The organism is Aminipila luticellarii, from assembly GCF_004103735.1.
GTDB lineage: Bacteria > Bacillota > Clostridia > Peptostreptococcales > Anaerovoracaceae > Aminipila > Aminipila luticellarii.
This window is the reverse complement of sequence record NZ_CP035281.1, coordinates 2657352-2683586: the sequence shown is the minus strand read 5'-3', so window position 1 is coordinate 2683586 and position 26235 is coordinate 2657352. Positions and strand designations below refer to the sequence as shown.

Annotated in this window: 19 protein-coding genes and 2 tRNA genes; 13 read left to right on the top strand and 8 right to left on the bottom strand. The window is 41.5% G+C overall.

Going from position 1 to position 26235, the window contains the following annotated elements:
- Window positions 1-10: 10 nt before the first annotated feature.
- Entirely contained in the window at window positions 11-805 is a 795-nt protein-coding gene (locus EQM06_RS12470; RefSeq protein WP_128746677.1) for a YibE/F family protein, read from the bottom strand.
- Complete coding sequence (locus EQM06_RS12465; RefSeq protein WP_128746676.1) at window positions 802-1950, bottom strand: YibE/F family protein; 1149 nt, start codon at window positions 1948-1950, stop codon at window positions 802-804. The genes EQM06_RS12470 and EQM06_RS12465 overlap by 4 nt, the downstream gene beginning before the upstream one ends.
- Window positions 1951-2192: 242 nt before the next feature.
- Here EQM06_RS12465 and EQM06_RS12460 point away from each other — a divergent pair, with 242 nt between their 5' ends.
- Window positions 2193-3239 (top strand): FAD:protein FMN transferase, encoded by a 1047-nt coding sequence (locus tag EQM06_RS12460; protein WP_128746675.1) that lies wholly within the window; start codon window positions 2193-2195, stop codon window positions 3237-3239.
- 81 nt (window positions 3240-3320) lie between these two features.
- On the opposite strand, the gene EQM06_RS12455 is transcribed toward EQM06_RS12460, so the two are convergent.
- The 3 genes from EQM06_RS12455 to EQM06_RS12445 all read right to left on the bottom strand — a co-directional run bounded on the left by EQM06_RS12455 (window position 3321) and on the right by EQM06_RS12445 (window position 5048).
- Window positions 3321-3396: transfer RNA gene (locus EQM06_RS12455), tRNA-Lys, on the bottom strand.
- Window positions 3397-3478: 82 nt separating this feature from the next.
- Window positions 3479-3554, bottom strand: a tRNA-Lys gene (locus EQM06_RS12450).
- 159 nt (window positions 3555-3713) lie between these two features.
- Entirely contained in the window at window positions 3714-5048 is a 1335-nt protein-coding gene (locus EQM06_RS12445) for a radical SAM protein (protein ID WP_230974978.1), read from the bottom strand.
- A 457-nt stretch (window positions 5049-5505) separates the two neighbouring features.
- On the opposite strand from EQM06_RS12445, the gene EQM06_RS12440 reads away from it, so the two are divergent.
- The 7 genes from EQM06_RS12440 (at window position 5506) to EQM06_RS12410 (ending at window position 17821) form a co-directional block, all read left to right on the top strand.
- Window positions 5506-5985, top strand: a complete 480-nt coding sequence (locus tag EQM06_RS12440) for a hypothetical protein (protein ID WP_128746673.1) — start codon at window positions 5506-5508, stop codon at window positions 5983-5985.
- A gap of 23 nt (window positions 5986-6008) precedes the next feature.
- The gene (locus tag EQM06_RS12435) at window positions 6009-7985 is read left to right on the top strand and encodes a zinc ribbon domain-containing protein (protein ID WP_128746672.1); all 1977 of its coding nucleotides are present in this window, start codon (window positions 6009-6011) and stop codon (window positions 7983-7985) included.
- A 208-nt stretch (window positions 7986-8193) separates the two neighbouring features.
- Entirely contained in the window at window positions 8194-9849 is a 1656-nt protein-coding gene (locus EQM06_RS12430; RefSeq protein ID WP_128746671.1) for a phosphoenolpyruvate carboxykinase (ATP), read from the top strand.
- Window positions 9850-9894: 45 nt separating this feature from the next.
- Window positions 9895-12783 (top strand): UPF0182 family membrane protein, encoded by a 2889-nt coding sequence (locus tag EQM06_RS12425; protein ID WP_230974977.1) that lies wholly within the window; start codon window positions 9895-9897, stop codon window positions 12781-12783.
- A gap of 245 nt (window positions 12784-13028) precedes the next feature.
- Window positions 13029-14939 carry a type I glutamate--ammonia ligase gene (locus EQM06_RS12420; RefSeq protein ID WP_128746670.1) on the top strand — a complete coding sequence of 637 codons (1911 nt, stop codon included), beginning with the start codon at window positions 13029-13031 and terminating at the stop codon, window positions 14937-14939.
- An 18-nt stretch (window positions 14940-14957) separates the two neighbouring features.
- Complete coding sequence (gene serS, locus EQM06_RS12415) at window positions 14958-16247, top strand: serine--tRNA ligase (protein ID WP_128746669.1); 1290 nt, start codon at window positions 14958-14960, stop codon at window positions 16245-16247.
- A 146-nt stretch (window positions 16248-16393) separates the two neighbouring features.
- A complete protein-coding gene (locus tag EQM06_RS12410; protein WP_128746668.1) occupies window positions 16394-17821 on the top strand; it encodes a TolC family protein in 1428 nt (475 codons plus the stop codon).
- A gap of 21 nt (window positions 17822-17842) precedes the next feature.
- On the opposite strand, the gene EQM06_RS12405 is transcribed toward EQM06_RS12410, so the two are convergent.
- Entirely contained in the window at window positions 17843-18427 is a 585-nt protein-coding gene (locus tag EQM06_RS12405; RefSeq protein ID WP_128746667.1) for a TetR/AcrR family transcriptional regulator C-terminal domain-containing protein, read from the bottom strand.
- 106 nt (window positions 18428-18533) lie between these two features.
- On the opposite strand from EQM06_RS12405, the gene EQM06_RS12400 reads away from it, so the two are divergent.
- Genes EQM06_RS12400 through EQM06_RS12385 form a run of 4 tightly spaced genes read left to right on the top strand, consistent with a single transcriptional unit; the run spans window position 18534 to window position 22194 of the window.
- A complete protein-coding gene (locus tag EQM06_RS12400) occupies window positions 18534-18836 on the top strand; it encodes a hypothetical protein (protein ID WP_128746666.1) in 303 nt (100 codons plus the stop codon).
- Between the two features lie 23 nt (window positions 18837-18859).
- Window positions 18860-19849: an HlyD family secretion protein gene (locus EQM06_RS12395; protein WP_128746665.1), complete on the top strand. Its 990-nt coding sequence runs from the start codon at window positions 18860-18862 to the stop codon at window positions 19847-19849.
- A gap of 1 nt (window position 19850) precedes the next feature.
- Window positions 19851-21023 carry an ABC transporter permease gene (locus EQM06_RS12390; protein WP_128746664.1) on the top strand — a complete coding sequence of 391 codons (1173 nt, stop codon included), beginning with the start codon at window positions 19851-19853 and terminating at the stop codon, window positions 21021-21023.
- Complete coding sequence (locus EQM06_RS12385; RefSeq protein ID WP_128746663.1) at window positions 21016-22194, top strand: ABC transporter permease; 1179 nt, start codon at window positions 21016-21018, stop codon at window positions 22192-22194. Before EQM06_RS12390 ends, EQM06_RS12385 begins: the two co-directional genes overlap by 8 nt.
- 36 nt (window positions 22195-22230) lie before the next feature.
- Here the strand turns inward: EQM06_RS12385 and EQM06_RS12380 are convergent, their stop codons facing one another.
- Window positions 22231-22908 (bottom strand): GTP pyrophosphokinase, encoded by a 678-nt coding sequence (locus EQM06_RS12380; protein WP_128746662.1) that lies wholly within the window; start codon window positions 22906-22908, stop codon window positions 22231-22233.
- 83 nt (window positions 22909-22991) lie between these two features.
- Window positions 22992-23879, bottom strand: coding sequence for a YitT family protein (locus tag EQM06_RS12375; RefSeq protein WP_128746661.1), 888 nt, complete (start codon window positions 23877-23879; stop codon window positions 22992-22994).
- A gap of 277 nt (window positions 23880-24156) precedes the next feature.
- Between EQM06_RS12375 and EQM06_RS12370 the strand changes: the two genes are divergently transcribed.
- Window positions 24157-26172, top strand: a complete 2016-nt coding sequence (locus EQM06_RS12370) for a methyl-accepting chemotaxis protein (protein ID WP_128746660.1) — start codon at window positions 24157-24159, stop codon at window positions 26170-26172.
- The last annotated feature ends 63 nt before the right edge of the window (window positions 26173-26235 follow it).

Here is a 26235-nt window from a genome sequence, read left to right as displayed (position 1 = left end):
GGGAAGCCGTTTAAACAGAAAACAGCTCTTCATCCAGCAGGTATTTTTCAAACTGGTTTAAATTTTTTAATATATAGGAAATACTGGCAGCAGTTAATGGAACGACCAGAACACAGGCCAAACAGCTGAAGAGAATAATGACGAATTCCTGACAGAAGGCTTTTGAATTAATCACCTCAAAAAAGGAATAATGATAATTTTTAAATAAAATGAACAGGGTCAAGGATTCGCCCAGACATGCAAAATATAAGGTGTTCATTGTTGCCCCCAGAATGTCACTGCCAATATGAAGGCCGGATTTAAACAATTCACTTAAATTCAGTTCCCTGTTATTTATATATACTTCGTAAACTGCAGAGGATACGGAAATAGATGCATCCATTTCGGCACCGATCAATCCCGTAATAATCACCGAGACCGCTATTTGCACCATACTGATGTCAATGTCGGGCGAAAGCATGGCTATTTCGTCCTCATTTCTCAGGATTTCATTGATTCCTCCCAGATGGCATACATATCCTATATAATAAGATAAAGCAAATAAAAGGATTAGAACGAGGATAACGGCACTAAAGGACGCCAAGGTTTTAGCATTTCTCCCATTCTGGTAAAATAAAGTGATATAGCAAATGATCAAACAGCAGGGAAATGTGACGAGAACTGGATTCCAGCCCCACGATATAAAAAGGATTAAACTGCAGAGCACGGCAACATTGAGGCAAAGGGACTTAAAGGTAATAATTCCCCGACCTCTGCCGATCAGATATAATAGTAAAATAAAAATGACTGCCAATATCTTTATCATAGCGACCTCCTCAACTTTTTAAACAGGACAATAGAAACAAATACAGAAATTGGGATGGTCAGGAGTATTCCGATACCTCCAATCATAAATCCGTAGAGCTCCATGGGCATTTGCATTCGTATAATGGTACCTAATTTAATGGAGTTTTTCATTTTTAAGACGACGATGGGAATGATTCCGCATACGTAGGTAAACAGCAGAATGTTGATCATGGTTCCCATGATGTCAAATCCCACTTCACGTCCCGACTGTATTAATTCCCTTATGGAAATTTCTTTGTTTACAACGACTAATTCGTTGATTGCGGAAGTTTCTGTAATAGCCACATCCATGATAGCGCCTAATCCGCCGATTAGAACTTGAGACATAAACAAATCCGCCATATAGTTTTGGCCGGTAATGTATTCCATATAAGTATAATTAATGTCTTGTGTACATATCATGGCGAGCTTAAAAATCAGCATGGTAAAACATAAAGAGATTAAAGTAGACAATATTGCAACAAAAGTTTTCTTTTTGAACCCGCCGATCAGGAGCAAAGAGATAAAAGTAAAAAAAAGCACGAGAAATTCACTGAGAATCAGTACGTTATGTCCCGCATAATTCAAATGCACAGCATATATGAATCCGCCGATATTGATACATAAGGATAAAAGGGTAAAAAATCCTTTCATTTTGGTCACATTGATCAATAATAGAATAAATAAAGCTAACAAGACAGCCATATATTTATCTCTTTTAAAACCAATAATGGAACCTGTAAGCTTTTTACTGCTATGGTCCAAATGCAGCTTAACAAAAACTTCATTTTGAGATTTATATTTGTCATCCAGAACCCCTGATGAAGAGGATTTATTTTGTAAATAGATCCTCTTCCCCTGATATTCTCCATTCATAATGATACCGACCATAGACTGCTGAAAATATTTTTCGTTACTTTTAGTTCGATTAGATTCGGTGACTGGTGAAGCCGCAACATTTTGAATCTGGACGATGGTTGTGTCATACCATGAATAATCGTTAAATACAAAACAAACGCCGACTGTCAAAATAGCAATGATAATTATGTTTAATATTAAATACTTTTTATATATTCCTTTTGATCCCAATAATGCAGTAATGATTGCTGCGAATTTTTTTAACATATTTTTACTTCCTTATTATTTATGAGCTGAATTCAATGGAGGAACAAGTCACTTCCTGTCTTTACAATGTAAGTACATGATATAAATTATAACATGTTATTGTTTCAATATCATTAACTTGTGTATTACGGATGCATTATCTTATCGGGTGAGGAAAGCAAAATTTGAAAGAGTGTGATGCACAATGGTAACTTATCTGTTATTATTTATGTGATGTAAAGGTAGAAAGGAAGGCATATGCCGTGCGAATAAATTCTTTAAAAAATAAAATAGTGATAATAGTATTGATATTTGTTTTGCTCCTGCTTTTAATGTATGGCATCATGAAGCATTCTGCGGCAGAGCCGGTAACAGAGACAAAATTTGCGTTGGATACTATTTGCCGTATTACCCTTTATGGAACAGCGGATAAAGGAATATTCGAGGAATGTTTTCAAAAGCTTGAGGATATTGAGAAAAAGATGAGTGTGGATTTGTCGGAAAGTGAAGTTTCTGAAATTAATCGGAAGGCCGGAATCAAGCCGGTCAGGGTTTCAGAGGAAACGTACAACGTGATTTGTGCAGGCAAGAAATACAGTGAAAAGAGCTCCGGAAAATTTGATATTACTGTGGGGCCTTTGGTCAGGCTTTGGGGAATCAATAAACCCAATCCAAAAGTTCCGGCAGAAACAGACATTCAGTCCACAGTAAAGCGGATAGGCTATGGAAAGATTGCTACGAACGACAAGGATAAAAGTGTTTTTTTAGAAGAGAAGGGAATGGCTCTTGATTTAGGCGGTATAGCAAAAGGCTACGCCGGCGATGCAATTGCTGAGATCTTAAAAAGCGAGGGCGTTCAGCATGCAATTGTGGATTTGGGAGGAAATCTGGTCCTGATGGGATCGAAGCCGGATGGAACCGATTGGAAGGTTGGAATCCAGACGCCATTTCAGCCGACAGGCAATTCTTTCGCCCTGTTAAGTGTTTCAGACAGAGCGGTTGTTACGTCGGGAATTTATCAGAGGTATTTTAAAGAAGACGGACAGATCTATCATCATATTCTGGATACGCAGACCGGTTATCCGGTTCAGAATGGACTTGTGAGCGTCACTGTTATCTGCAAAAGCTCCATGGAGGCAGATGCACTGGCAAAAGCGTTTACCCTTGGTCTCGAAAAGGGGATGCAATTCATAGAAGCACAAAAAGATGTAGATGCCATATTTGTGACAGACAAAAATGAAGTGCATATAACGCCGGGGATTCGGAATGCGTTTAAGATTACGGATGAGACGTATAAACTGGTGAACTGAATCAACGGCGTTATCAGAAATTAAAAAGCAAGAAATAAAATAAAAATCCTTTGAATCTGTTGAATTCAAAGGATTTTTGTTTGGTACACCGTCGGGGTCTCGAACCCCGGACACCCTGATTAAGAGTCAGGTGCTCTACCAACTGAGCTAACGATGCGCATTGGCGTGCTCTGATTTGCACGTCGATATATTATAAAACATTATATAAGAGTTTGTCCTACATAACGTTTTTTATGCATTGGTACACCGTCGGGGTCTCGAACCCCGGACACCCTGATTAAGAGTCAGGTGCTCTACCAACTGAGCTAACGATGCACATTTGTATGAATAATTGGCACGTCCTATACTATAGCATTTTAAAGAGGACGTGTCAATATTTTTTTTGAAAAAGTAATAAAAAGCTGCCAGAATTAGGCAGCTTTCGTGGGAATTGCAAATATGATGTACAAATTTTCATTCGGTCTTTCATTTTACTTATTTGTTCCATAGTTTGTCTGCAACAGGATGCCATTCTTCCGCACAAGCCTTGCATTTGTCGGTTAGAGCATCCACATCTTCAGGGGTTTCCAAATCAGTTGATTTAGCACCGGAATTGTGCACCATCTCAGAAAGTGCTCCGGGATTATCCATTAAAGGACAAACGCGAAGAAGATTTTCATTAAAAGGCTGATGGTGTCGATATTCCATGAAAAGTGGAGATTGCAATGCTTCCAGCAAGGATGTATCTTTAATATTTGAATTGGAATAATGGATGAACGCACACGGATCAACATCTCCGTTGGCGTTGATGTGCAGATAACGTCTTCCGCCGGCAATACATCCGCCTACATATTCGCCGTCATTCCAGAAATCCATTGTGAAGATCGGTTTTGTTTTGCGAAATTCTCGTATCTGATGATATAGGAATTCTCTTTGCTCTGCTGTAGCCAGCAGCTCTGGTAAGGCAGTTGCACCAACCGGTACATAAGTGAACAGCCATCCGAATTTGCAGCCCTTTTCTATCATATCGTCAAAATATTTCTCACTGCCGATGATTTCTGCATTTTGTCTGTGGTAGCAGGTAGAAAAGCCGAAAGGCAGCTTTTTTTCTTTTAACAGCGCCATAGCCTCTACCACTTTTTGATAGGTTCCTTTTCCTCGGCGCATATCGGTTTCCTCTTCGAAGCCTTCAACGCTGATTGCCGGAACGAAGTTTTTTACCCGCAGCATTTCGTTTGCGAAAGCTTCATCTATAAGAGTCGCATTGGTAAAAGACAGAAAAACACAATCGTTGTGCTTTTCACACAAACGAATAATATCTTCCTTGCGGACAAGAGGCTCTCCTCCCGTATAGATATACATATACATGCCCAGCTCTTTTCCCTGACGTATAATGTCATCCAGCTGCTCATAAGATAAAGATAAATTATTCCCGTATTCGGTAGCCCAACACCCTTTGCAGTGCAGATTACATGCAGAGGTCGGGTCCATCAGCAAAGTCCACGGAATATTACAGTCGTATTGATCTTCAAGCTTTCTCCGAATTTTGCCGCCAACCAGAACAGAATGAACCAGGAAATTTTCAAAGATCGTTCGGCGAACGCCTTTATCAATATCCGTAAATAAGTTAATTAAAAATTTATGCCATACATCATTAGGATCATTTATCGCGCGCTCTCCTCGCTTAAAAGCTCCGGCATAAAAGTTGTCAGAATCAAGCTTTTTTAACCAGTTAAAAACCTTAGGCAGATTTTCTTCAGGATTAGAGTCTAAGTATTCCAAAATTCTTTTAATACCAAAAGCTTCAACCTTTTCTTTTACTGTACTCACACCAAGTCCTCCTAACAATTTTATAATTTGATTTATTTTATCACAAGCAGCCATTATAAACCATTTTTGAAAACATAATATTGAACATCTTCAATATTATGGAATATATTTTGGACTAATTTGCGTCCTTAATGAAACTTGTTTGCGTAATACTAAGCTTTTTTTAAAATAAATTGGCTATAATAAGCTTATGCAAGAGACAACCATTCATTCTTATAATTCCTCTTTTTGCCTAACATATTCAAAGAATTTATGTACACAATAATCACTAAAGAGGGATTAGATTATATCAAGACCTGATCTCTCTTCTAAATACAGAGCGGGAAAAACCCGCTCTTTTTGCTGTTTTTTGTGATAATTCTGTTGTTTTTAGTCGTTCTGGGAATTGCTATTGTTATAAATTTATTGTATAATATAAAAAGGTATATTCTGTATTCTTTAGGAAGGTGTATTTGAAATGATTACCGATTATGTGGTATCAACCATTCAATATATTGAAAACAACCTTCAAGTGGAGGCAATAGGCGCAGTTATCATAATCGCGCTCATACTTTTAGTGTTGATAAGTCTGATATTTTTGGCTTTTAGAGGTGTAAGGCTGTGGTATTGGAGAGTGAATACACAAGTGAAGGCTCTGGAGCACATTGATAAGACCTTAGAAGAGATCAAGCAAAACCTGCCTGAAAGTCTGCCCGAAGCTTCAAAAAAAGAATTTGAAGCAGCAGACATGGAAGAAAGCATCACCGAACAGGAAGTAGCATTGCCTGAAGAATGCACATCAGAAGCGATACATACGGAGGCACCGAATGAAGCCCCTAAAATAGTTTTTGATAAAAGGGATAAAGACGAACGGACCATTATGAAACCGGGATATAATATCGGAAAAACAGGGAAAATTTATGCAGAAGAAACGCTGCGTGAGCAAATACAGTTTTAGAAAAATAGACTGGGAGGAAATCAATGTTTTGTAGAAAATGCGGAAAAACCTTACTGGATGGAGATAGATTCTGCAGCTATTGTGGTGCGCAGGTAATAGAAAGACATGAAAACATGAATAATATGGCGGAACCGATGGAAGAAGTAGTATATAACCACGAAGTACCCGATTCTACCATAGAAAAACCCATTGGACAGGCAGAAAATATTGGGGCTCCCCGAAAGACTATAGCGCAGACGTGGCAGGATATAAACGAAAAAAAGACGGACAGGCAAGGCAGACCTCATTGGAATTTAGAAGGTTTTCCGGCACCGGGCGAAGAACATAAAAAAACCGAAGACATACGGGTGGATTGGAAGAAACGTGAATTGTTGAAATTCGATCCGATATCCGACCCGGAAGAACAAAAAACGAAAACAGCTCAAACGGATATGCAGAAGGAGATCGAACCGGCGGCTAAATTAGAGACAAAACCGGATATCTTCGAACTATTTGACAGGCAGATGCGGGAAGAAGAAGCTCTAAACAAAGAAAATAAGGACAATAAAGAAACGCTTATTTTTCGCAGGGGCGGTTCTGAACAGCCCAAGCAAAAGGAACCGGAGATTACAGAAGGCACTGATTTAGAGCAGGAACTGTTCAAACCAAAGATCGGCAGCAGTGAAAGTCTACATACGCCCGCAGAAGAACAAATCGATAAATTTTATACATTTAGCAAAAAGAATGAAGAGTTTCAAAAATTATTGGACAAAGAATATGACCGTTTAAAGAAGATGCCGGATTCGGTTTATCACGAACCGCTTAAAATGCCGTCCAATATAGAAAAGCTGGACTTAAATATTCCAATAAATTTGGATCCTTTTCCGGTTGATACGAACAATACCCTCGCCGAGAAGGCACCCGTAGGGCAAGAAGAAAATGGTACTGCGGCAGCTGCCGGCACCAACCTGCTGGAAAAAGAAGAAGAAATCAAAGAAGCTCCGGAAGAAGCATCCGGACAAGGCTCAAGCTATTCAAAGGAAGAGAACTCTCAAAAACTCGTTTCAACAATGAAAACAACAGAGACAGAAGAAAAGACAAAAGACGAGGGAACAAAGGATGCGGCGGCTCAGGAGATTGAATCAGTATTTCAAGAGGAGGAGACAGAAAAGCCTGTCATACTTCCTTGGGATGGAATGGAGAGCCCTCTAACGGAGTTTGTCGATGAAGAGGCGGGGAAAAAGATTTCTCCCATAGCTGTCCTTTTAGGCATTATCATAGCCTTACTGATCTTTGAAATTACAATACTTGGAATAAAATGCTTCCTGCCGGAAAGCAGTGCAGCAGCATTTATAAATGATAAGCTGGGTGTTGCCGTGAACTGGGTGGATCGTTTAAAGAGCGATGAGAAGCAGGAAAAAGCAGAAGACCAGACGGAAAAAGAGAAAGCTAAAGAGGCCCAGAAAGTAAATGCCGCGGCACAGACTGACACGGCACCAAATGCAGATAAAGATGCCTTGATCAAAGAAGCGCTGGCTGGTACCAGCACGAATTTGAAATGGGTAGGGGCAGACGACAGCCTTTCTTATGTAGAAAATAAGGATTATGGCGATAAAAATATAAATAATTCCAAGGGAATTGAAAATAATATTTGGTATCAGGATAAGGATGGAAATTCGGTCTGCTATGATCAGGAAATCGTAAAAACGATTATTCAGTTCAATTCAGCATGGATCGACTATGTAAACAAGAAAGATCAAGCAGTTTTTCAGTTCCTTAAAGAAGGATCAGCTGCCTATAAGAGTACAAAGGATTTTTCAAAAGCAGGAAAGGTAACTGAAAGCTTTGATGTCCTGAAAATAGGAGAGATAAGGCAAAACGACGGAAATTTCTATTTATGGGTATATGAAGAGATCACCGTAACTGAAAACGGAAAGGCAAAAACAAATCATTATAATCATATATACCATCTTGAACCTGTAGATAAGAGCATGAAGATTGTAAGTTATATAACACTTTGATCGACAACACATTTCAGATAATTATTCAACAGAGCTGTATTTGAGCCGGTTTGGCTTACTGCAGCTCTGTTGGTTCAATAAATCCTATCGGAAATTTATTAATTTAAGGGTTTATTACATTAATTATATTCATTACATTATTTTTAAGTGGGTATTCGTATATACGAACAAGTGTATACGACCTGGCAGAAAGGGAGAGTTAAGAAAAATGGCAACGAGAGCTAACTTTAAGAGAGAACAGATTGGTAAAGGGAACAAGGCATTTTCCACATCCCGAACCACCATTGAGACTGCTTTTTATGGAAACAATGTGGAAAAGATTCTTGACCTGAAGCAGGCCTATGAAATGGCAAAAAATGCAACAGGTACAATTCAGACAGACATGCCGATCTATGAACCTGAGAAGATTGGCCTTCCGGAAAACGCAAAGATTTTACTGTTTAATGATGGAGAAACCGTCGGCAGATTTGCCGGAGCACGTGTGATACTGGGTGAAGCCGGTGTTGACGAGGCAGAAATGGCAAAGGTGCTCAGAGAAGCTACATACAACACCCGATACAAGAAAATGTATCATTCGGAAGCATACATAGGACTGGATAAGGATTTTATGGTAAAAGCGCATTTGCTTATTCCTGAGACCTATGAAAATACACTTTTAAATTGGCTGTTAAATTTCCAGTATAAGACGGCAGAATATAATGATATGTATAAGGAATCCAAGCAAATCGGAGATGAACCGGACATCTTTATTTTATCGGATCCGGATTACAAGCATCCAAAGTTTCCGAACGGGCTTGCTTACTTTGATCCGGAGCATAATTGTGCGTGCCTGCTGGGCATGCGGTATTTTGGTGAACACAAGAAGGGTACGCTTACCCTTGCATGGGGGATTGCCAACAGAAACGGCTATGCATCCTGCCACGGAGGCTTGAAACGCTGCATCAAGAAAAGCGGTGAAGCACATGTTCTGGGCGTATTCGGGCTGTCCGGTTCAGGAAAATCAACCTTGACACATGCTAAGCACAACGGAAAATATGATGTGACCATACTGCATGACGACGCTTATATTATTTCCAGTGAAAATGGTTCAACCGTTGCACTGGAACCATCGTATTTTGATAAAACGCAGGATTATCCGCTGACCTCAAAGGACAACAAGTATCTTTTGACCGTTCAGAACTGCGGAGCAACTCTTGACGAAGACGGAAAGCTTGTTCTTGTCACGGAGGATATCCGAAATGGCAACGGCCGAGCTATTAAATCCAAGCTTTGGGCTTCAAACCGGGTGGACAAGATGGATGAACCGATCAACAGCATTGTTTGGCTGATGAAAGATCATACCCTTCCTCCGGTTATAAAGATAGAAGACCCGGTGATTGCATCCGTAATGGGCGCATGCCTTGCGACAAAGCGTTCTACGGCAGAGAAGCTTGCCGAAGGGGTGGATATGAATGCACTGGTTTTCGAGCCGTATGCAAACCCGTTCAGAACCTATCCGCTAAAGCAGGATTATGAAAAGTTCAAAGCATTGTTTAAAGAAAGATCCGTTGCAAATTATATTATTAATACCGGACATTTCATGGATAAGAAGATTCCGAAGGAAGTCACCATTGGCATTCTGGAGAATATCATTGATGGAACGGCTGAATTTAAAGATTTTGGTATGATTTCACAATTTAAGACTATGAATGTAGAAGGCTTTATTCCGGACTTTCAGGACAAAAACTATATTGACGCTTTAAAAGGCGGCATGTTGGGAAGACTGAATTACCTGAACTCCTTAAAAGAATTTAAAGGTGGAAGAGATGATCTCCCGCAGGAAGCCAGAGATGCCATCGACACCATCATAGCAGAAATAAAATAATAAAAGGCAGAAATAAAATAATAAAAGAATGAAGGAGGGGAATTTTTGAAAAAGAGAAGTAACAAACGCCCAGGAATGATTTTACTGGTGCTTGTCATCTTATTTGGATTGTTTTTTAGCCTGATAGGATTTTTTACGGACTTTTTGTGGTTCAAGGAATTAAATTATGTCAGCGTATTTTTCACCAAATTATTTACGCAGTTAAAGATTGGTGTTCCTGCGTTTATAATCATTACCATTCTGGCATATTTATATCTGAAGGTGCTGAAAAGGGGCTACTTTAAAAAAGTGGCGTCTGATGATGCGGTGAATGAAAAAACACTGAACCGTACCGCATGGGGACTATCCGCAGTATTTGGTGCGTTACTTTCAACAACCGTAGCATCGAATCTGTGGTTCGAGATATTGCAATATCTGAACAGCACGAGCTTTGGCGTGAAGGATCCTCTATTTGGAAACGATGTGAGTTTTTATGTTTTTAAGCTGCAGTTTATAAGCGGATTGAACAGTATGGGTCTGGGAATAATCGTTGCCTTTGCGATTTTAACCTTTATTTTCTATACGGTGCTGCTTTCGCTCAGAAGACCGCAGGTCTTTGAACATACGCCGCCGGAACCGGAATCACCATATGATGAAGCCGACAATGTCAGGCAGGGAAATTTCGGAAGAAATACTTTTGGCGGGCCATGGGGCGATCTGTTCAATAAGGCAATGGGCAGACAGGCAAACAGCAGACCCATTAAGAAAAAGCAATTTGACAATAATAATCTAAAACAGCTTTTAAATATCGCGTCAAAACAGATTATGATTCTGGGCGTTCTGTTCCTTTTGATGGTGGGTGTGAATTTCTTGCTGAGGCAGTACACCCTGTTGTTTACCAACTCAGTCGGTATGGTTCACGGGGCGGGATTTACCGCTGTAAATGTGACCCTTTGGGTGTTCCGAATTCTCATGGTGCTGTCCGTAGTGGCTGCCGTGGTGTTTGCGATCGGGATGATCAGAAAGAAATATCGGGTTCTGCTTACAGTACCGGTTATTATGATAGCCATTGGACTGGTAGGCGTAGGCGCCACCATGCTGGTACAAAATCTTATTGTTTCCCCGGATGAAATCAACAAGGAGAGTCCATATTTAAAGAATAATATTAAATTTACCCAAATGGCTTATAACTTGCAGGATGTAACGATTAAACCTTTTGCGGCCAGCAACACCTTATCCAAGGATGATATTCTGAACAATATGGAAACCATTTCAAATATCCGAATCAATGATTATGATCCGGCTAAAAAATTCTATACTCAGACACAGAGTATCAGAAGCTACTACTCTTTTAACGATGTAGACGTAGACCGATACTTTGTGAACGGAGAATATACGCAGACCTTCTTAGCCGCCAGAGAAATCGATGAGACTCAGATCCGGGAAGAATGGCTGAACAAGCATTTGAAATATACCCATGGGTATGGCATCACCTTATCCAGAGTAGATAAGGTGACTGCCAGCGGACAACCGGACATGCTGATATCCGGCATTCCGCCGATATCGCAGGTCAATGAAATCGACATTACAAGGCCTGAAATCTATTTTGGTGAATTAACGAACAACTATGTATTGACAAATACAAATGAAGAGGAGTTTGATTATCCAAATGGGGAGGACAACAAATATACCACCTATAAGGGTAAAGCAGGCATAAAGCTTAATCCGCTGAACCGCGTTCTGTTTGCTATTCGGGAGCAAAGCTTGAAGCTGCTGGTATCGACCAATATTACAAGCGACTCCAGAATCATCATCAATAGAAATATTGAGCAGAGGGTTCACAAAATTATGCCCCATCTTCAGTATGACGACGATCCATATATCGTAGCTGCTGACGGGAAACTGTATTGGATGATCGATGCTTATACGGTAAGCAGGAACTATCCTTACTCAGAGCCTTTTGCAGCTACCGGAGAAAATTATCTGCGAAACTCCGTGAAGGTGGTTATTGATGCCTATAACGGAGACACCTCCTTCTATCTGGTAGACGATACGGATCCGATTGCCACAACGTATAAAAAAATCTATCCGGATCTGTTCAAGGACTTTAAAGAAATGCCGGAAAGCATTCAGTCCCATATAAGGTATCCGAATAAATTATTCAACATACAGGCAAACATTTATAAGCGATACCACATGAATGATGTAAAGGTATTCTATCAAGGAGAAGATCTTTGGGATATTGCCAATGAAATCTATGAAACGCAGGAAATCACCATAAAGCCAAGCTACTATATCATGAAGCTTCCAGGTGAAACGCGGGCTGAATTTGTAAATACCATTCCGTATACGCCGAGGAATAAGAAAAATATGACCGGCTTATTGGTAGCCAGAAACGACGGCGAAAATTATGGTAAGATCGTTCTTTATCAGCTGCCAAAGGATACCACGATTTACGGACCGATGCAGGTAGAAGCACAGATTGACCAGAACACCGAGATTTCAAAGGAATTTTCACTGTGGAATTCCTCAGGCTCTACCTACAGCAGAGGAAATCTGTTTATCATTCCGATTGAACAGTCGCTGCTTTATGTAGAACCGGTATATTTGGAAGCCACAAACTCCAGTATTCCTGAAGTAAAGCGAGTCATTGTGGTTTATGGTGACAAGATCGCTTATAAGGAAACCCTTAGTGAGGCCTTGGATTCTTTGTTTGGAGAAAATTCAACGGTTCAGGCAGGACAGCCGGGAACGGGTGCCGAAGGACAGCAGCCCGCTTCTCCTGAGCAGATGTCTACAGCCGATTTGATTATGAAAGCAAATGAAGAATTTGATCTGGCACAGGATGCTCAAAGAAACGGCGATTGGGCAGGATATGGCGAGCATATCACCGCTTTGCAGAAATATTTGCAGCTTTTAGCTCCGAGTCAGCAAACGCAGCAGGCTCAGCAGTAATCGTGAAAGCACTGCAATCAAAAAGAATATAAAATGATAAAAATAGACGGAAGACAACCCTTTATGTGTCCTCCGTCTATTTTGTTATTCCGTCACCACCATTTTTTTGTTATAAAATACAAAAAACTTATAAAAAACAGTTTAAAACATCGCAAAAAAGTAGTACAATTAAACAATATAGCTATAGATCAGTACAAAAAACCATACGTTTATATAAAATACATACACAGTATAAGGAGGACAGTATGCTGGCATACGATAAGATGTTATTTAATATTCCCGCTAAAGATCACGAACCGGGAAAGGTACGGGAGATTTTAAAAAGCCATCCCGAGATTATGTTTGTGTCGCTTGTGGGTCTTGATATAGGTGGGCAGAACACAGATGAGAAGATTCCTGTGGACAGGTTTCTGGAGGACATGGAAAAGTTTTTAGCTGAGGGTGTTCAGACGGACGGTTCCAGCGTAGTTCTTCCGATTATTGCAGAGCTGAATAATGCAAAGGTCGATATTATTCCGGATCTGAATGTCAGCTGGTATGTAGATCACAATTTTGATTTTATTCATGAGCCGTCGGGTCTTCCGGTGGGAACCTTAAGAATTCCTTCGTTTTTAGTGCATAACGATACAAATGAGGTGGGATCCAGAGTCATACTCCGGGATGCCATTACAAAGATAAAAAAGGACTTGCTGGCATTAATAAAAAATAATCCATATGTTCTTGAATATCTACCTATTGATTCGGCGGATGAAATCGAGGAGATTTTGCTTACCTGTGCTACGGAACTGGAATTTTGGGTAAAGACGCCGGATGAGAAAGGCGACCGGGAGGAGCTTTCTACCGCTCAGGTGATGAAAGAGCAGTATTGGAAGCGAACTATCGGGCCGGTTCGGACAGCACTGGAAAAGACGCTGCTGCTTTTAGATAGATATGGGTTTGAAATGGAGATGGGCCATAAAGAGGTCGGAGGAATTAAAGCAAAGCTGGGAAACTCAGGGAAATACGACCACATTATGGAGCAGCTTGAAATCGATTGGAAATATTCTGATGCCATGCAGGCTGCGGACAATGAAAAACAGGTCAAGTATATTGTTCGGGATGTGTTCCGGCTGCACGGACTGGAAGTGACCTTCCGGGCAAAGCCGATCGATGGCGTGGCAGGAAGCGGAGAACATACCCATCTGGGTGCAGCAGCCAGATTGAAGAACGGAAAGATCATCAGCCTATTTGCACCAAAAGATATGAAGGCAGGCTTTTTAAATCCGATAGGTTTTGGAGCCCTTATGGGCTTGTTAAAGAACTATGAGGTTCTGAATCCATTCATCACCTCTACGAACGATGCCTTTAATCGATTGAAACCCGGATATGAAGCGCCGGTCTGCATCGTGACATCCATCGGACATACCGCTTTCCAGCCGTCAAGGAACAGAACGGTATTGATTGGGCTGGTTCGGGACTTAAATAACCCGCTGTCCACACGGTTTGAACTGCGGTCGCCAAATCCGAAGAGCAACACGTATCTGGTCATCGCCGCTTCTTATATGGCGATTCTGGATGGAATTACAGAGGCTTTAAAAGCAGGAAAAACACCGGAGCAGCTGCTGGCTTCCCTCTCTAAAAAATATGGAGAAGAAGACTTCTATTTTGAAAAAGACAGAGAATACAGAAGTGAAAAAAATGTATTTGACGAATATACGGAGGAAGAACGAGACAGACTGTTTGGAGAAGCACCGAGAACGGTTTGGGAAAATGTCTGTGCCTTTGATAAATATCCGGAGAAGATGCAGATTTTATTTCAGGACAGTGTGATGACACCTATTGTCTTGGAATCTTTTAAGAAAGCGATTTTGGATCAATGGGCTACGGAGCTGCACAGCAGGATCATTCCGGATAACATGGATCTGCTTCGGGAGTGTGTCGTACTGCACGATGAGCACGATTGTGCGGATTATGATATTTATATGTGGAATAAGGTTCAGGAGCTGAGACATTATATCGGACAGGACAGACTGGACAGCAAATGTTTGCTGACTAAAATCAAAGATGCTCTGGATGAAGGAGACTATCAGTTAGCCTCAGATCTGCAGCTGGAAATGCAGAACCGAGTGAAGGAATTAACAGAAGTCTATACAGCATACAGGAAAAACATCTTATAGAAGAAAGGAAAGGAAAACATGTTAGACATAAAGAGAATCAGGGAAGACTATGAAGCAGTAAAGGAAAGCGTAGAAAGAAGAGGAAAGGGAGACTTTGGTCTGAGCAGTATTCCTGCACTGGATGAAAAGAGAAGAGCTATACTTGCAAAAGTAGAAGCGATGAAAAATAAACAAAATCAGGATTCTAAAGAAATTCCTAAATTAAAGAAGGAAGGCAAAGATACCACGGCACTGATGGCTGAGATGAAAGCTCTGTCAGACGAGATCAAAGAGCTTGATGCGCAAGTCAGTGCAGTGGAAGAGGAATTACATCAGGCCCTGCTAAACGTTCCGAATACGCCAAATCCGACTGTACCTATGGGAAAAGATGATGCAGACAATGTAGAGCTTAGAAAATGGGGAGAACCCAGAAAGTTTGATTTTGAATATAAAGCCCATTGGGATGTGGGAACGGATCTGGATATTTTAGACTTTGACAGAGCAGCAAAGATTGCCGGAGCAAGATTTACTGTATATAAAGGATTGGGCGCAAGGCTGGAACGTGCGGTTATCAATTTCATGCTGAATCTGCACACGGAGGAGCAGGGATTTACGGAAATCCTGCCGCCGTTTATGGTGAACCGGGCAGCCATGACCGGAACCGGTCAGCTTCCTAAATTTGAAGATGATATGTTCCATGTACCGGCGAAGGATTTCTTCCTGATTCCGACAGCAGAGGTTCCCGTAACCAATCTGCTTATGGATGAAATTGTTGACGGAGATCAGCTGCCTATTTACTATACCGCATATACCCCATGCTTCCGAAAGGAAGCCGGCTCAGCGGGCAGAGATACAAGAGGACTGATCCGACAGCATCAGTTTAATAAAGTAGAAATGGTGAAGTTCGTAAAGCCGGAGACTTCTTATGATGAGCTGGAAACCCTTACTGCTGCGGCAGAGGAGGTTTTGCAAAAACTGGAGATTCCTTACAGAGTGGTTAAGCTAAGCACGGGAGACTTGGGCTTCTCATCAGCTATGACCTATGATATTGAGGTTTGGATGCCAAGCTATGGACGATATGTGGAAATTTCTTCTTGTTCTAATTTTGAAAGCTATCAGGCAAGGAGAGGAAATATTCGATTCAGACCGGAACCAAAGGGCAAGCCGGAATTTGTGCACACGCTGAATGGGTCAGGTCTTGCAGTGGGACGAACCGTAGCTGCCATTTTGGAAAATTATCAGCAAGAGGATGGAAGCGTAGTCATTCCGGAAGCATTAAAGCCTTATATGGGCAATATGGAAAAGATAGAGAAAAAATCAGCTCGATAAATCTATACAAATACCAAAAACTGTCTAAATTTTAGACAGTTTTTTTATTTGTGTTTAAATTCTATACAATTACAAATAATTATCTATTTAAGAACGATCTATAAAACAGTAAAATAGCTTAGGATAATGAAAAGGGGGCTACAAAAGTGAAGAAAAAATATATTTGCATGGTATTGGCGGCAAGCTTAGTAGTAGGCTCTGCGACTTTTGCCTTTGCAACGACAAATACAGAAACGAAAGCGGCGGTAACAACGGGAACATCAGTGACTGCAACCGGAGCAGCCGTATCTAATACGCAGGCGGCGGACACGGTGACCAATGGAGCAGTAACCACCTCATCAGGTTCAATTACCACCACTGGGTCGGGAGTAAGCACTACAGATGGAGCGGTCACTACAACGGATGCGGCCGTGAACGCTTCAGGAACGGCCCTTGAAGGTGTTGTACCTCCGGAAAAGACGGATACGAAAAAGCTTTCTCTCGAAGAAGCCATTAAAATCATGAAAACGACGGGAACATCAGCAGAGACCGCAGAGCTTCACAAGAAGTCTGATATTGCTGTTGGAAACGGTTATTCGGAAACCGTCAGCAAGATTAAAAAGACACAGGATAAGTTGGATTTTTTAGACAGTATTCCATCCAGTATGCTGCCGGCAGGGGTCGATCCCGTTGAAATGGCGTATGAAGCCCAAGTAGCAGGCGTTTCCTCAAACAATAAAAAGATTATGCAGCTTAGACGGGATTTTGCCAGAAATAACACGGAAAATAATTATCAGGCAGAGCTGAACCAGATTGAAGCGGACACCATCAGCATTTATTATAAGGTTCTGCTGGCTCAGGATAATCTGAACATTGCAAAGGAAAATCTGGCCACACAGCAGCAGACCCTCAAAAATGTTCAGGCAAAGAAGGATGTAGGACTTTTGTCGAAGAAAGACGTATTACAGTCCCAATCGGCAGTAGCGGATGCGGAAAGTGCTGTTCGAAGTGCAGATACGCAGTTAAAGTATGCAAAGATGTCTTTTAACTATCTGCTCGGTTATAATGTACAGCAGGATGTGGTCTTTACAGACACATTAAATACCGTTACATCGGCAGCGGCCATAACTCCGGCAGATACGGCGGTGCAGAACGCCTTGAATAATCGAATTGAGCTGAAAGGAGCGAACCTTGCGGTCAAGGTCTATGAGGTCTTACTTGCGGATGTCAAAGCGTATCCCAAAAATTCTTCCACCTATCTGAATGCGGAGATAAATTTGGCCGAAGCGCAAAAGACCGCAAAGGATGCAACCAGCAAAATTGAAATAGATATCAGAAATAAGTACGATCTGGTACAGGATAAGAAAGCAGCTGTGGAAGCGGCGAAGGAGCTGCTGACCTATGCCACAGAAGGGGAAAGATTGATGCAGCTCACCAATGAAGAAGGCTTGAGCACAGTCGAAGAATTACTGGCAACGCAGGTAAGCGTATATAAAGCCAAGTTAAATCTGGCCAATGCCAATTCGGAATATGCCTTAGCCTTAAAGAGCTATGAATTTGCACAGGGTGTTGGAACTACAAGGATTCCACTATAAAAGTATAAGCGGGAAATAGGGTCAGACCGGCTTGGATTTTGCGGCGAAACGCTCCAATGCCGTTCTGGCAGTACCGGAAGTAATGGTATCCAGAATATCGATCAGTTCTTCCGGTGAGTTGTTCATACCGTTGGAAAGCCAATCTTCCAGCAATGCACCAAAAGCTACCGCATAATAGTGGACCACGTGGTTGAAGGATTTTTCGTCCACGTCTATATCAGAGGCAATCTGTGTGATGATTTGAGTGGCTACCTTTAAAACATCATCGAACAGCAGCTGCTTGATAGCAGTTCGTCCCATGGAATTCAGTGCGCAAAGAACAATCGTCGAATTCTTTTTCAAATATTTAAGAAGATAAATGCCGGCCTCCTGCCAGGTCAGAAAATTTTCTGTATTGCCGAGAACAGAAACAATTTCCTGATTGATGATCCACTGGAGCAGGTCATAAATATCTTGAAAATGATAATAAAAGGTCTGCCGGTTCACGCCGCAGCCTTCCACGATTTCCCGGACGCTGATTTTATTTAGAGGCTTTTGAGCCATCAATTTTTTTAAAGAGTCCGCCATAAGATTTTTTGTTAGTTCGGTCGTTACAGACTGTGCCATATTGAACCTCCGTCAATTAAAAAAGAATAATTATATTATATCGGAACACTTGTCAAAAAACCATACAAATGTATAAGAAAATGGTTTAAAAGAAAGGAAGCATTCAATGAATGGAAAATTTACCATAGTATTGAAGAGCCCGATGGGTCCTAAGGAGGGCTTTTTATACTTAAAGGGTATGAATAGCAGTATAGAGGGCATTTTGGAATGTCTGGGAGAAAAACACACTTTTTCAGGAATGATATCGGAGGACGGAGCCCTTTTATTAAAGGGAATATTGAAGGCACCCTTGGGGGAAGAACCCTTTATGATTTTGGGAACCATTGAAAAAAAGGTGCTCACAGCAAACTTCAAAAGGCGAAACGAAAGTTATGAGCTGTCCGGGCTTCAAATCGATGATAATAGATAGAGTTTAGGAAAGGGAGAGAGAAGATGGAAAAAGAAATTGTAACAGCAATGGATAAAAAGAAAAAGACTACGGCAATCCTTGCAGGAGTGCTGATCGTAGCATTGATCGCAGCAGGCTGTTGGTCTTTCAGCAGTAAAGCTGAGGATAATAAGGACTTTATTGTTCAGGGAAATGTTAAAAAAACGGAGATTGATTTAAACTCGAAACTGGCGGGAAATATTGGAGAGATTTTAGTAAAAGAGGGGGATGAAGTAAAAGCCGGAGATGTCATCATTAAAATTTCCAGCGAAGCAGTAGAGGCAAAATTGCAGCAGGCAGAAGCCGCGAAAGCGGCGGCTCAGGCAGTGGCACAGAAGGCGCAGAACGGAGCTCGAAGTCAGGAAATCGCACAGGCGAAGGCTGCTTTTGATTATGCACAGAAAACCTACAATCGAATGAAGACATTACTGGATCAGGAAGCCATCTCTCAGGCTGCGTTCGATCAGGTAGAAGCTCAGTATATTGCGGCGAAAGAAACGTATAACATGGCAGTAGAGGGAGCACGAAGTGAAGACGTTGCTGCCGCAGATTCTCAGGTGGCGCAGGCTAACGGAGCCATTGCAGAGGTCAACAGTTATTTAGAGGATTCACAGATCAAGGCACCGGCGGACGGAACCATCACAGCCGTCAATGTAGAACAGGGAGAACTGATTTCTACCGGAATGCCCCTTGCGACTCTCACTACGCAGGATGAACCGTGGATTGAGGTCAATGTAAAAGAGACCGATTTGAATAAGGTTCAGAAGGGACAAAAGGTAAAGGTTACGTTTCCGGCATATCCGGACAAGGAATGGACGGGAACAGTTACAGTGGTAAATAAAAAGCCTGATTTCGCAACCAAAAGAGCAACCAATGAAAACGGAGACTTTGACGTACTGTCCTATGGTGTAAAGATTTCTATTTCAGGCATGAATCAGGAACTATACTCTGGAATGACGGCAATGGTCGATTTCGGAAGAATTGAAGGAAAGTAAGATGCTTAAGAAAACAAACAGAATAACGGTGGCATTCTACAACTTCAAACTAAAGCATCCAAGGCTCGTAATGGCTGCTTTAGTTTTTATTATTATCCCCTTGGTATCCGGTCTGGCCTTAGGCTATGAGATGAAGGCAGATGTTCCTACAAGCATACCCACCGTTATCGTAAATCATGATGATTCGGATTTCAGCAGAACTTTCACCGGGTTTGTGGAAGACAGCCATTATTTTAACGTCATAGAATATGCGGAAAACGATCAGAGAATAAAAGATCTGATGGATCGGGACAAAGCCTTTGCAGGAATCATTATACCGGAAAATTTCTATAATGATATGCGGGCGGGGAAAGCACCGAAAATTCTTACCTTATACGATGGCGCATCCCTTTCCGTGGTGACTACCTGCAAGACCGCCATGTCGGAAATCCTGCTGACCACCAAGGGCGCCTATATGATGAGCATTTTTGAAGGGAAAATATCGGCTGTTCCGGATCAGGTCATGAGCATGGTAACGCCTATTGATGTAAATTATAAATTTCTGTATAACTCTACAAAAAGTTTCAGAAATTATCTGCTGATCGGGATGCTGGCTTCTGTGATCCAGGTGGGGATCGCCATGCAGGGAGCAGAACGAGGGTATGAAAATCAGATCGCCCCGAAGTCCTATCCGGAGCAGATCAAGGTGCTCGGCGGATGGTCTTTCATGAGCATGATCTCTATCTTATTGTGTCTGGGTGTGCAATATCTGTTTTTTGATATGCCGTACCGAAGCACCGTATGGGGCGGACTGCTGATGACCTTTCTATTTGCCATGTGCATTTTGACCATGGGATATATCGTGGGGAATCTGGTGCCGGACCGAACCTTTGCCATACAGATCTCCGCGATTTTGGTGCTGCCTACCAGTGTGCTGGGCGGGTATACGTATCCCATCGAGGGAATGCCATACGGATTCCAAACCTTCGCAAAAGGCCTTCCATTCTTTTATTATGGAAACTGGATCAGAAGTCTTTGCTTAAAGGAATTGGAATTTCACCATTTAATGGTACCACTTCTGTTTTTTATAAAGTTTATTCTTGCAGAGCTTCTGATCATCTGGGCAGTTACTCTGTTTAAAAACTGGTGGAGAGCTAAACATAAAAAGGAATGGGAGGTGACTCCGATTGTCTGAGAAAGCTAAAAAGATGACGCTTGCCGAGAAAAAAGAAAAGTTCATGGAAATAAAGCCGTATTTGATCGTTTTGTTGATTCCGATTGCGTTTACTCTGCTGTTCGGAGGATTGTTCAGCCCTATTTTTGCGCAAAATATTCCGATTGAAATATTGGATATGGATCAATCAGCTACTTCCAGAGAGGTGATCGATAACTTCTACGATTCGCCGACTTTAAGCGTAAAAGAAGACGTGTCTTCCGTGGATGAAATCAAAGAAAAACTTCTCACGGGTGAAATTCACGGAGCCATTATTATCCCGCAGGATTTCGGGAAGGATTTAAATGGTAAAAAGGGAGCAAAGGCCGTGGTGCTCATGGATAATAGCAATTTCATGTATGGAAATAATGTTATGAGTGCGGTGAATACCATTTTTGAAACGGTAAATGCGGGGGTACAGTTAAAATATTTAGAGGCCGGTTCCCTGGTGCCTTATCAGGCAGAACAAAGTGTCTACACCTTGAATCTGGTGGATAGGATTATGTATAATCCACAGCTTGGCTATTTTTATTATCTGCTTCCGGGACTTCTTGCCATATTTGCCCAGCAGGCTTTTTTAGCCGCAGGTGTTCCGATTTTGGTAGAGGAGAAAAAACGTCTGAAGGATCTGCCTATGAAGCTGTCTCGGCAATTCATACGGGTGGATCTGTCCTTAATGGTAAGGCGGTTCATGCTGCTGACGGGATTGAGTATCATAAGCACCATGATTTGTTTGAGACTTATCATAAAAATATGGGGTTTTCCAATGGAAGGAAATATTTTCGTATTGATTTTATTTGAGACGGTTTTTTTGGGTGCCGTGACCGGAATGGCATTGGTGATCGCTTCTATTTTTGAAGAGGTAGCTCATGCGGCTCAATTCACCATGTTCTTAACTATACCGACTTTCCTTTCCTGCGGATTTGCATGGCCGGAATACATGATGGCTCCGGGATTTGCAGCAGTAATAAAAGCTATCTGGCCGCTTTACTATTATGTTCTTCCTGTGAAAAACATCATTTTAAAAGGCACGGGACTGGAGCTTTTAAAGCCTTATCTGGTTGGTTGTGCTTTGTTTGCTGCTGTTTGGATTCCTATAGGTCTTCTGTTGTTTGGAAGAAAGGTTAAAATAATAAGAGAGCTTCACGGATAAGGAAGCTCTCTTATTATTTTGTGTCTATCATTTTATTTATTTTGGAGTAAATTTGTCTAAATCTTCTAAAAAGCTGTGGATTTTTTGCATTTGGAGATCTGAATCAGCGATGTTCTCCGAGCATTCCTTCAGCTCATCGGCAATGAATTTGGGAATCTCTCCTTCGGCCTTGTATCTCAGCTGGTGCTCCAGACTGGCCCAGAAGTCCATGGCCATGGTTCGTATCTGGACTTCCACAGGGATTTTTTCCACCCGATTCACAAAAAAGACGGGGACTTCCACGACTAAATGCAGGCTTCGGTATCCGTTGGGCTTGGGGTTCTTTATATAGTCGATTTCCCGGATAACGGTTATATCGTCCTGCTTTTTTAAAAGCTGAGCCACAGTATATATGTCATCCACATAATGACATATAACGCGAATACCGCCTATATCCAGAAGCTGCTTGGATATATGATTAAGATCTAAATCATATCCCTTTCTTGTGAGCTTTTCCAGAATGCTTTCGGGGGATTTCACCCGGCTCTCCATATGATGGATGGGGTTATGCTTATGTAACAACTGAAAGTCATCGTCAAGAATTTCAAGCTTGGTTTTTACTTCACGGATAGCCGCCGTGTAATTTTTATTAATTTTTGCGTATTCCATTAAAATATTTTTAAGATCTGCAGAAGGCTCAATACCAAAATCCTGTGATAATGTATTTGCGTTCATCTTACAAAAATCCTTTCTGTAATAGTCTCGTCATATAGTGTACCACAACAGTACTATAATTTGTGACGTTTTGAAAAATTTCCTTATTTTTGCTTTAAAAATCGGTGGCGTTTCTTTTTAAAGGAACTTCCAATAACCGCTGTGACCTCAAACATGGAGATAAAGGCTTGCGGATCCAGTTTCAGAACAATACCTTTCAGCCGAGGCGTTTCGTGTATATTGATGGTACACATTACCTGAGATTGCTCCCGGCCTAAATAGGCACCCGTAACGTGGCTGATCGTAGCGCCCCGCCCAAATTCAGAAGATAAAGCTAAGGCAATATCTTCTCCTTTGTCCGTGACCACGAGGACCATTCTTTTATAATTCATTCCGTCCAGGATATAGTTTACCACACGCGAGGTAATAAACAGGGTCGTAATCGTGGCAATGGCAATGTCCAAATTCAGAAAAAAGGCGGCCAGAAAAACAAGAAATGCGTTAATGGACAGGGAGACACTGCCGATTTGAAAGGACGTATATTTGTTGATGATTCTGCATATTACATCCGTTCCGGCTCCGGATCCATTATATTTCAGCATAAGTCCGCCGCCGCCTCCCACCAGGAGCCCGCCGCATACGATACAGGTAAAAAGGGAATCAGAGGGAGCCGGAACTTGTTCCAAAAGCTTCATAAAGGCTGTCATTCCTATCATCCCTAAGGTGCTGTACAGCATGAATTGTCTGTTTACCATGAAATATCCCAATGCCAATATGGGGATATTTAAAAAAAATGTAGCAATGGCCACATTGCTTCCCGTCAATATGTGAAGCATGATGGAAATGGCTGTGATGCCGCCGCCTAAAATATTTCCGGGCACATAAAACAGCTGAACGCCGGCACCGACGATGAAGCTTCCCAAGATGACCAATAAAATATCCTTCAATCGGTAGACCGATTGAGATTTTTTTTGATTTTCAGTTGGTTTCATTAATTTATCCTCCAAGTATTGATTCGTTTTTATGAATTGTAATCTAATATAGAATAACCTATATGGAAACAAACATGCAAGAGATAAATAAGGGAGGACTCAAAAACCGGTATTATAATCGCATTTCATTGCAATTTATGACTAAAAAAGGAGAATTTTGTAGAAAAATGGCGGCAAAGAGTAGACAAAGGAAGCAGCTTCATGTAAAGTGTGACAAACAATGGAAAATATTCTAAAAAATACAACAATTTGTTCGATAAGATAGGAGACAGCTGCTATGAGTTTTTTGAAGAGGAGCATATTACTAAAGTTTTTGGTAGGGGTCATACTACCCGTTGTAATCTGTCTGTGCATCTTATTGACCAGTATGTTTTCTCTGGTAAAGTCACAGGTTGAAAGCTCTACAGAGGAAAGCTTAACGGCGCATTCTAAGCAGGCAGCCTATCATGTAGAAAACTTTTTTACTCAATACACAAAGATGACAGAAACTTTAGCTTCCAATCCGGATGTGTATAATCTGTTTAAAGACGTGACAAAAGGTGTTGAGATTACGTCACCTGCTGAATTCTCCAATGTCAACGGAAACCTGATTGCTCTTAAGGAAATGGATCCGGAAAACATTTTATCTGTATGGACAGCGGATGTGGACGCCAGCCAGCTGGCGCAAAACGATGGATTTGTCTCAAAATCAGATTGGGATATTACCGGAAGACCTTGGTATATATTGATGAAAGAAAAAAATACCACCATACTGTCACAGCCCTATACGGACAGTATTACAGGCAAATTAGTAGTAACAGCAGCAAGTCCTGTCTTTGACAGTGCTACGAAAGAAATAATCGGTGCGGTAGGCGTGGATATTGCTTTAGATAATTTAGAAAAGATTATGGCAAGCTACAAACTGGGAAAGACCGGATCGTTTACCTTCTTATCTGCTGACGGCTCTGTGGTTTATGATAAAAATACGGATAACGTTATGAAAAATGTAAAGGAGCTGGGTTTGTCTGAAGAATTGGTTGGTGCCTTTGAAAAAAAGACAGCGGACTATTTCTCCTATCAGAAAAATGGAGAAACCACCTATGGGTATTACAGCTTCATTGGCGATACCGGATGGAGTGTACTGTCTTCTCTGCCGGAGAAAGAATTTTATCAGGATTATAAGGTTCTGATGAGGGTGAGCTTGAGCATTTTTCTCATTGTACTGGTTATCCTGTCAGCAGTCATTGCCCTAATTGCCAGAGGGATTGTAAAGCCGCTCAAACATCTGGCTGAAAGCGCACATCAGATTGCAGACGGTGATCTGGATGTAACCGTGGACACCAGATCGGTGGATGAAACGGGACAAGTGGCGGAAGGATTGAAAAAAACTGTTATCAGACTGAGAGAATACATAAAATATATCGATGAAATTTCTTTTATTCTAAAGGAAATGGCATCCGGAAATTTGCTGTTTGAGTTGAAGCAAGATTATTCAGGTGACTTTTCCAAGATAAAGGTGGCTCTGTTGAACATTCAAAAAACCTTTATTGAAACTTTTTCCGAGATTGCTGTTTCTGCCGATCAGGTAGCTACCGGCTCCGAACAATTAGCTCAAGGAGCGCAGCAGCTGTCTCAAGGCTCCATGGAACAGGCCAGCTCGGTGGAAGAGCTTTCCGCCACGATCATGGAGATTTCTGAAGGAATTAATAAAAGCGTACAGAATGTTGGTGAGGCAAGAAGCATTTCGCTGGAATCAGAGGCAGAAGTTGAGCATGGAAATCAACAAATGGCTAAAATGATAACGGCTATGGAAGAAATCAAAAATGCTTCGAATCAAATTAGTAATATTATCAAAGCAATAGATGACATCGCTTTCCAGACGAATATTCTTGCACTGAATGCCGCAGTTGAGGCTGCAAGAGCAGGAGATGCAGGAAAAGGCTTCGCCGTGGTTGCGGATGAAGTTCGAAATTTGGCCGCGAAGAGCGGAGATGCGGCAAAGGATACCACATCGCTCATTGAGACCGCTATCGCCGCTGTAGAAAATGGGACAAAAATTGTGGATGAAACAGCAGCATCCCTGGAAAAAATCGTCGCTAACACAAGGCGATCTGCACAAGTAGTAGATGAAATCTCTGATGAAAGCAATCATCAGGCCACCTCCATGAATCAGGTGACGGTAGGAGTGGATCAGATTTCCATCGTGGTTCAGACCAATTCCGCTACGGCGGAAGAAACAGCAGCAGCCAGTGAGGAGCTGTCCGGACAGGCAAGTCTGCTGAAAGATTTAATTGCAAGATTCCAAATTAAATAGTGCTCTAATAAAGTGAAAATCCCTATTGACACAGTAGGGATTTTCATCTATACTACAATTAAA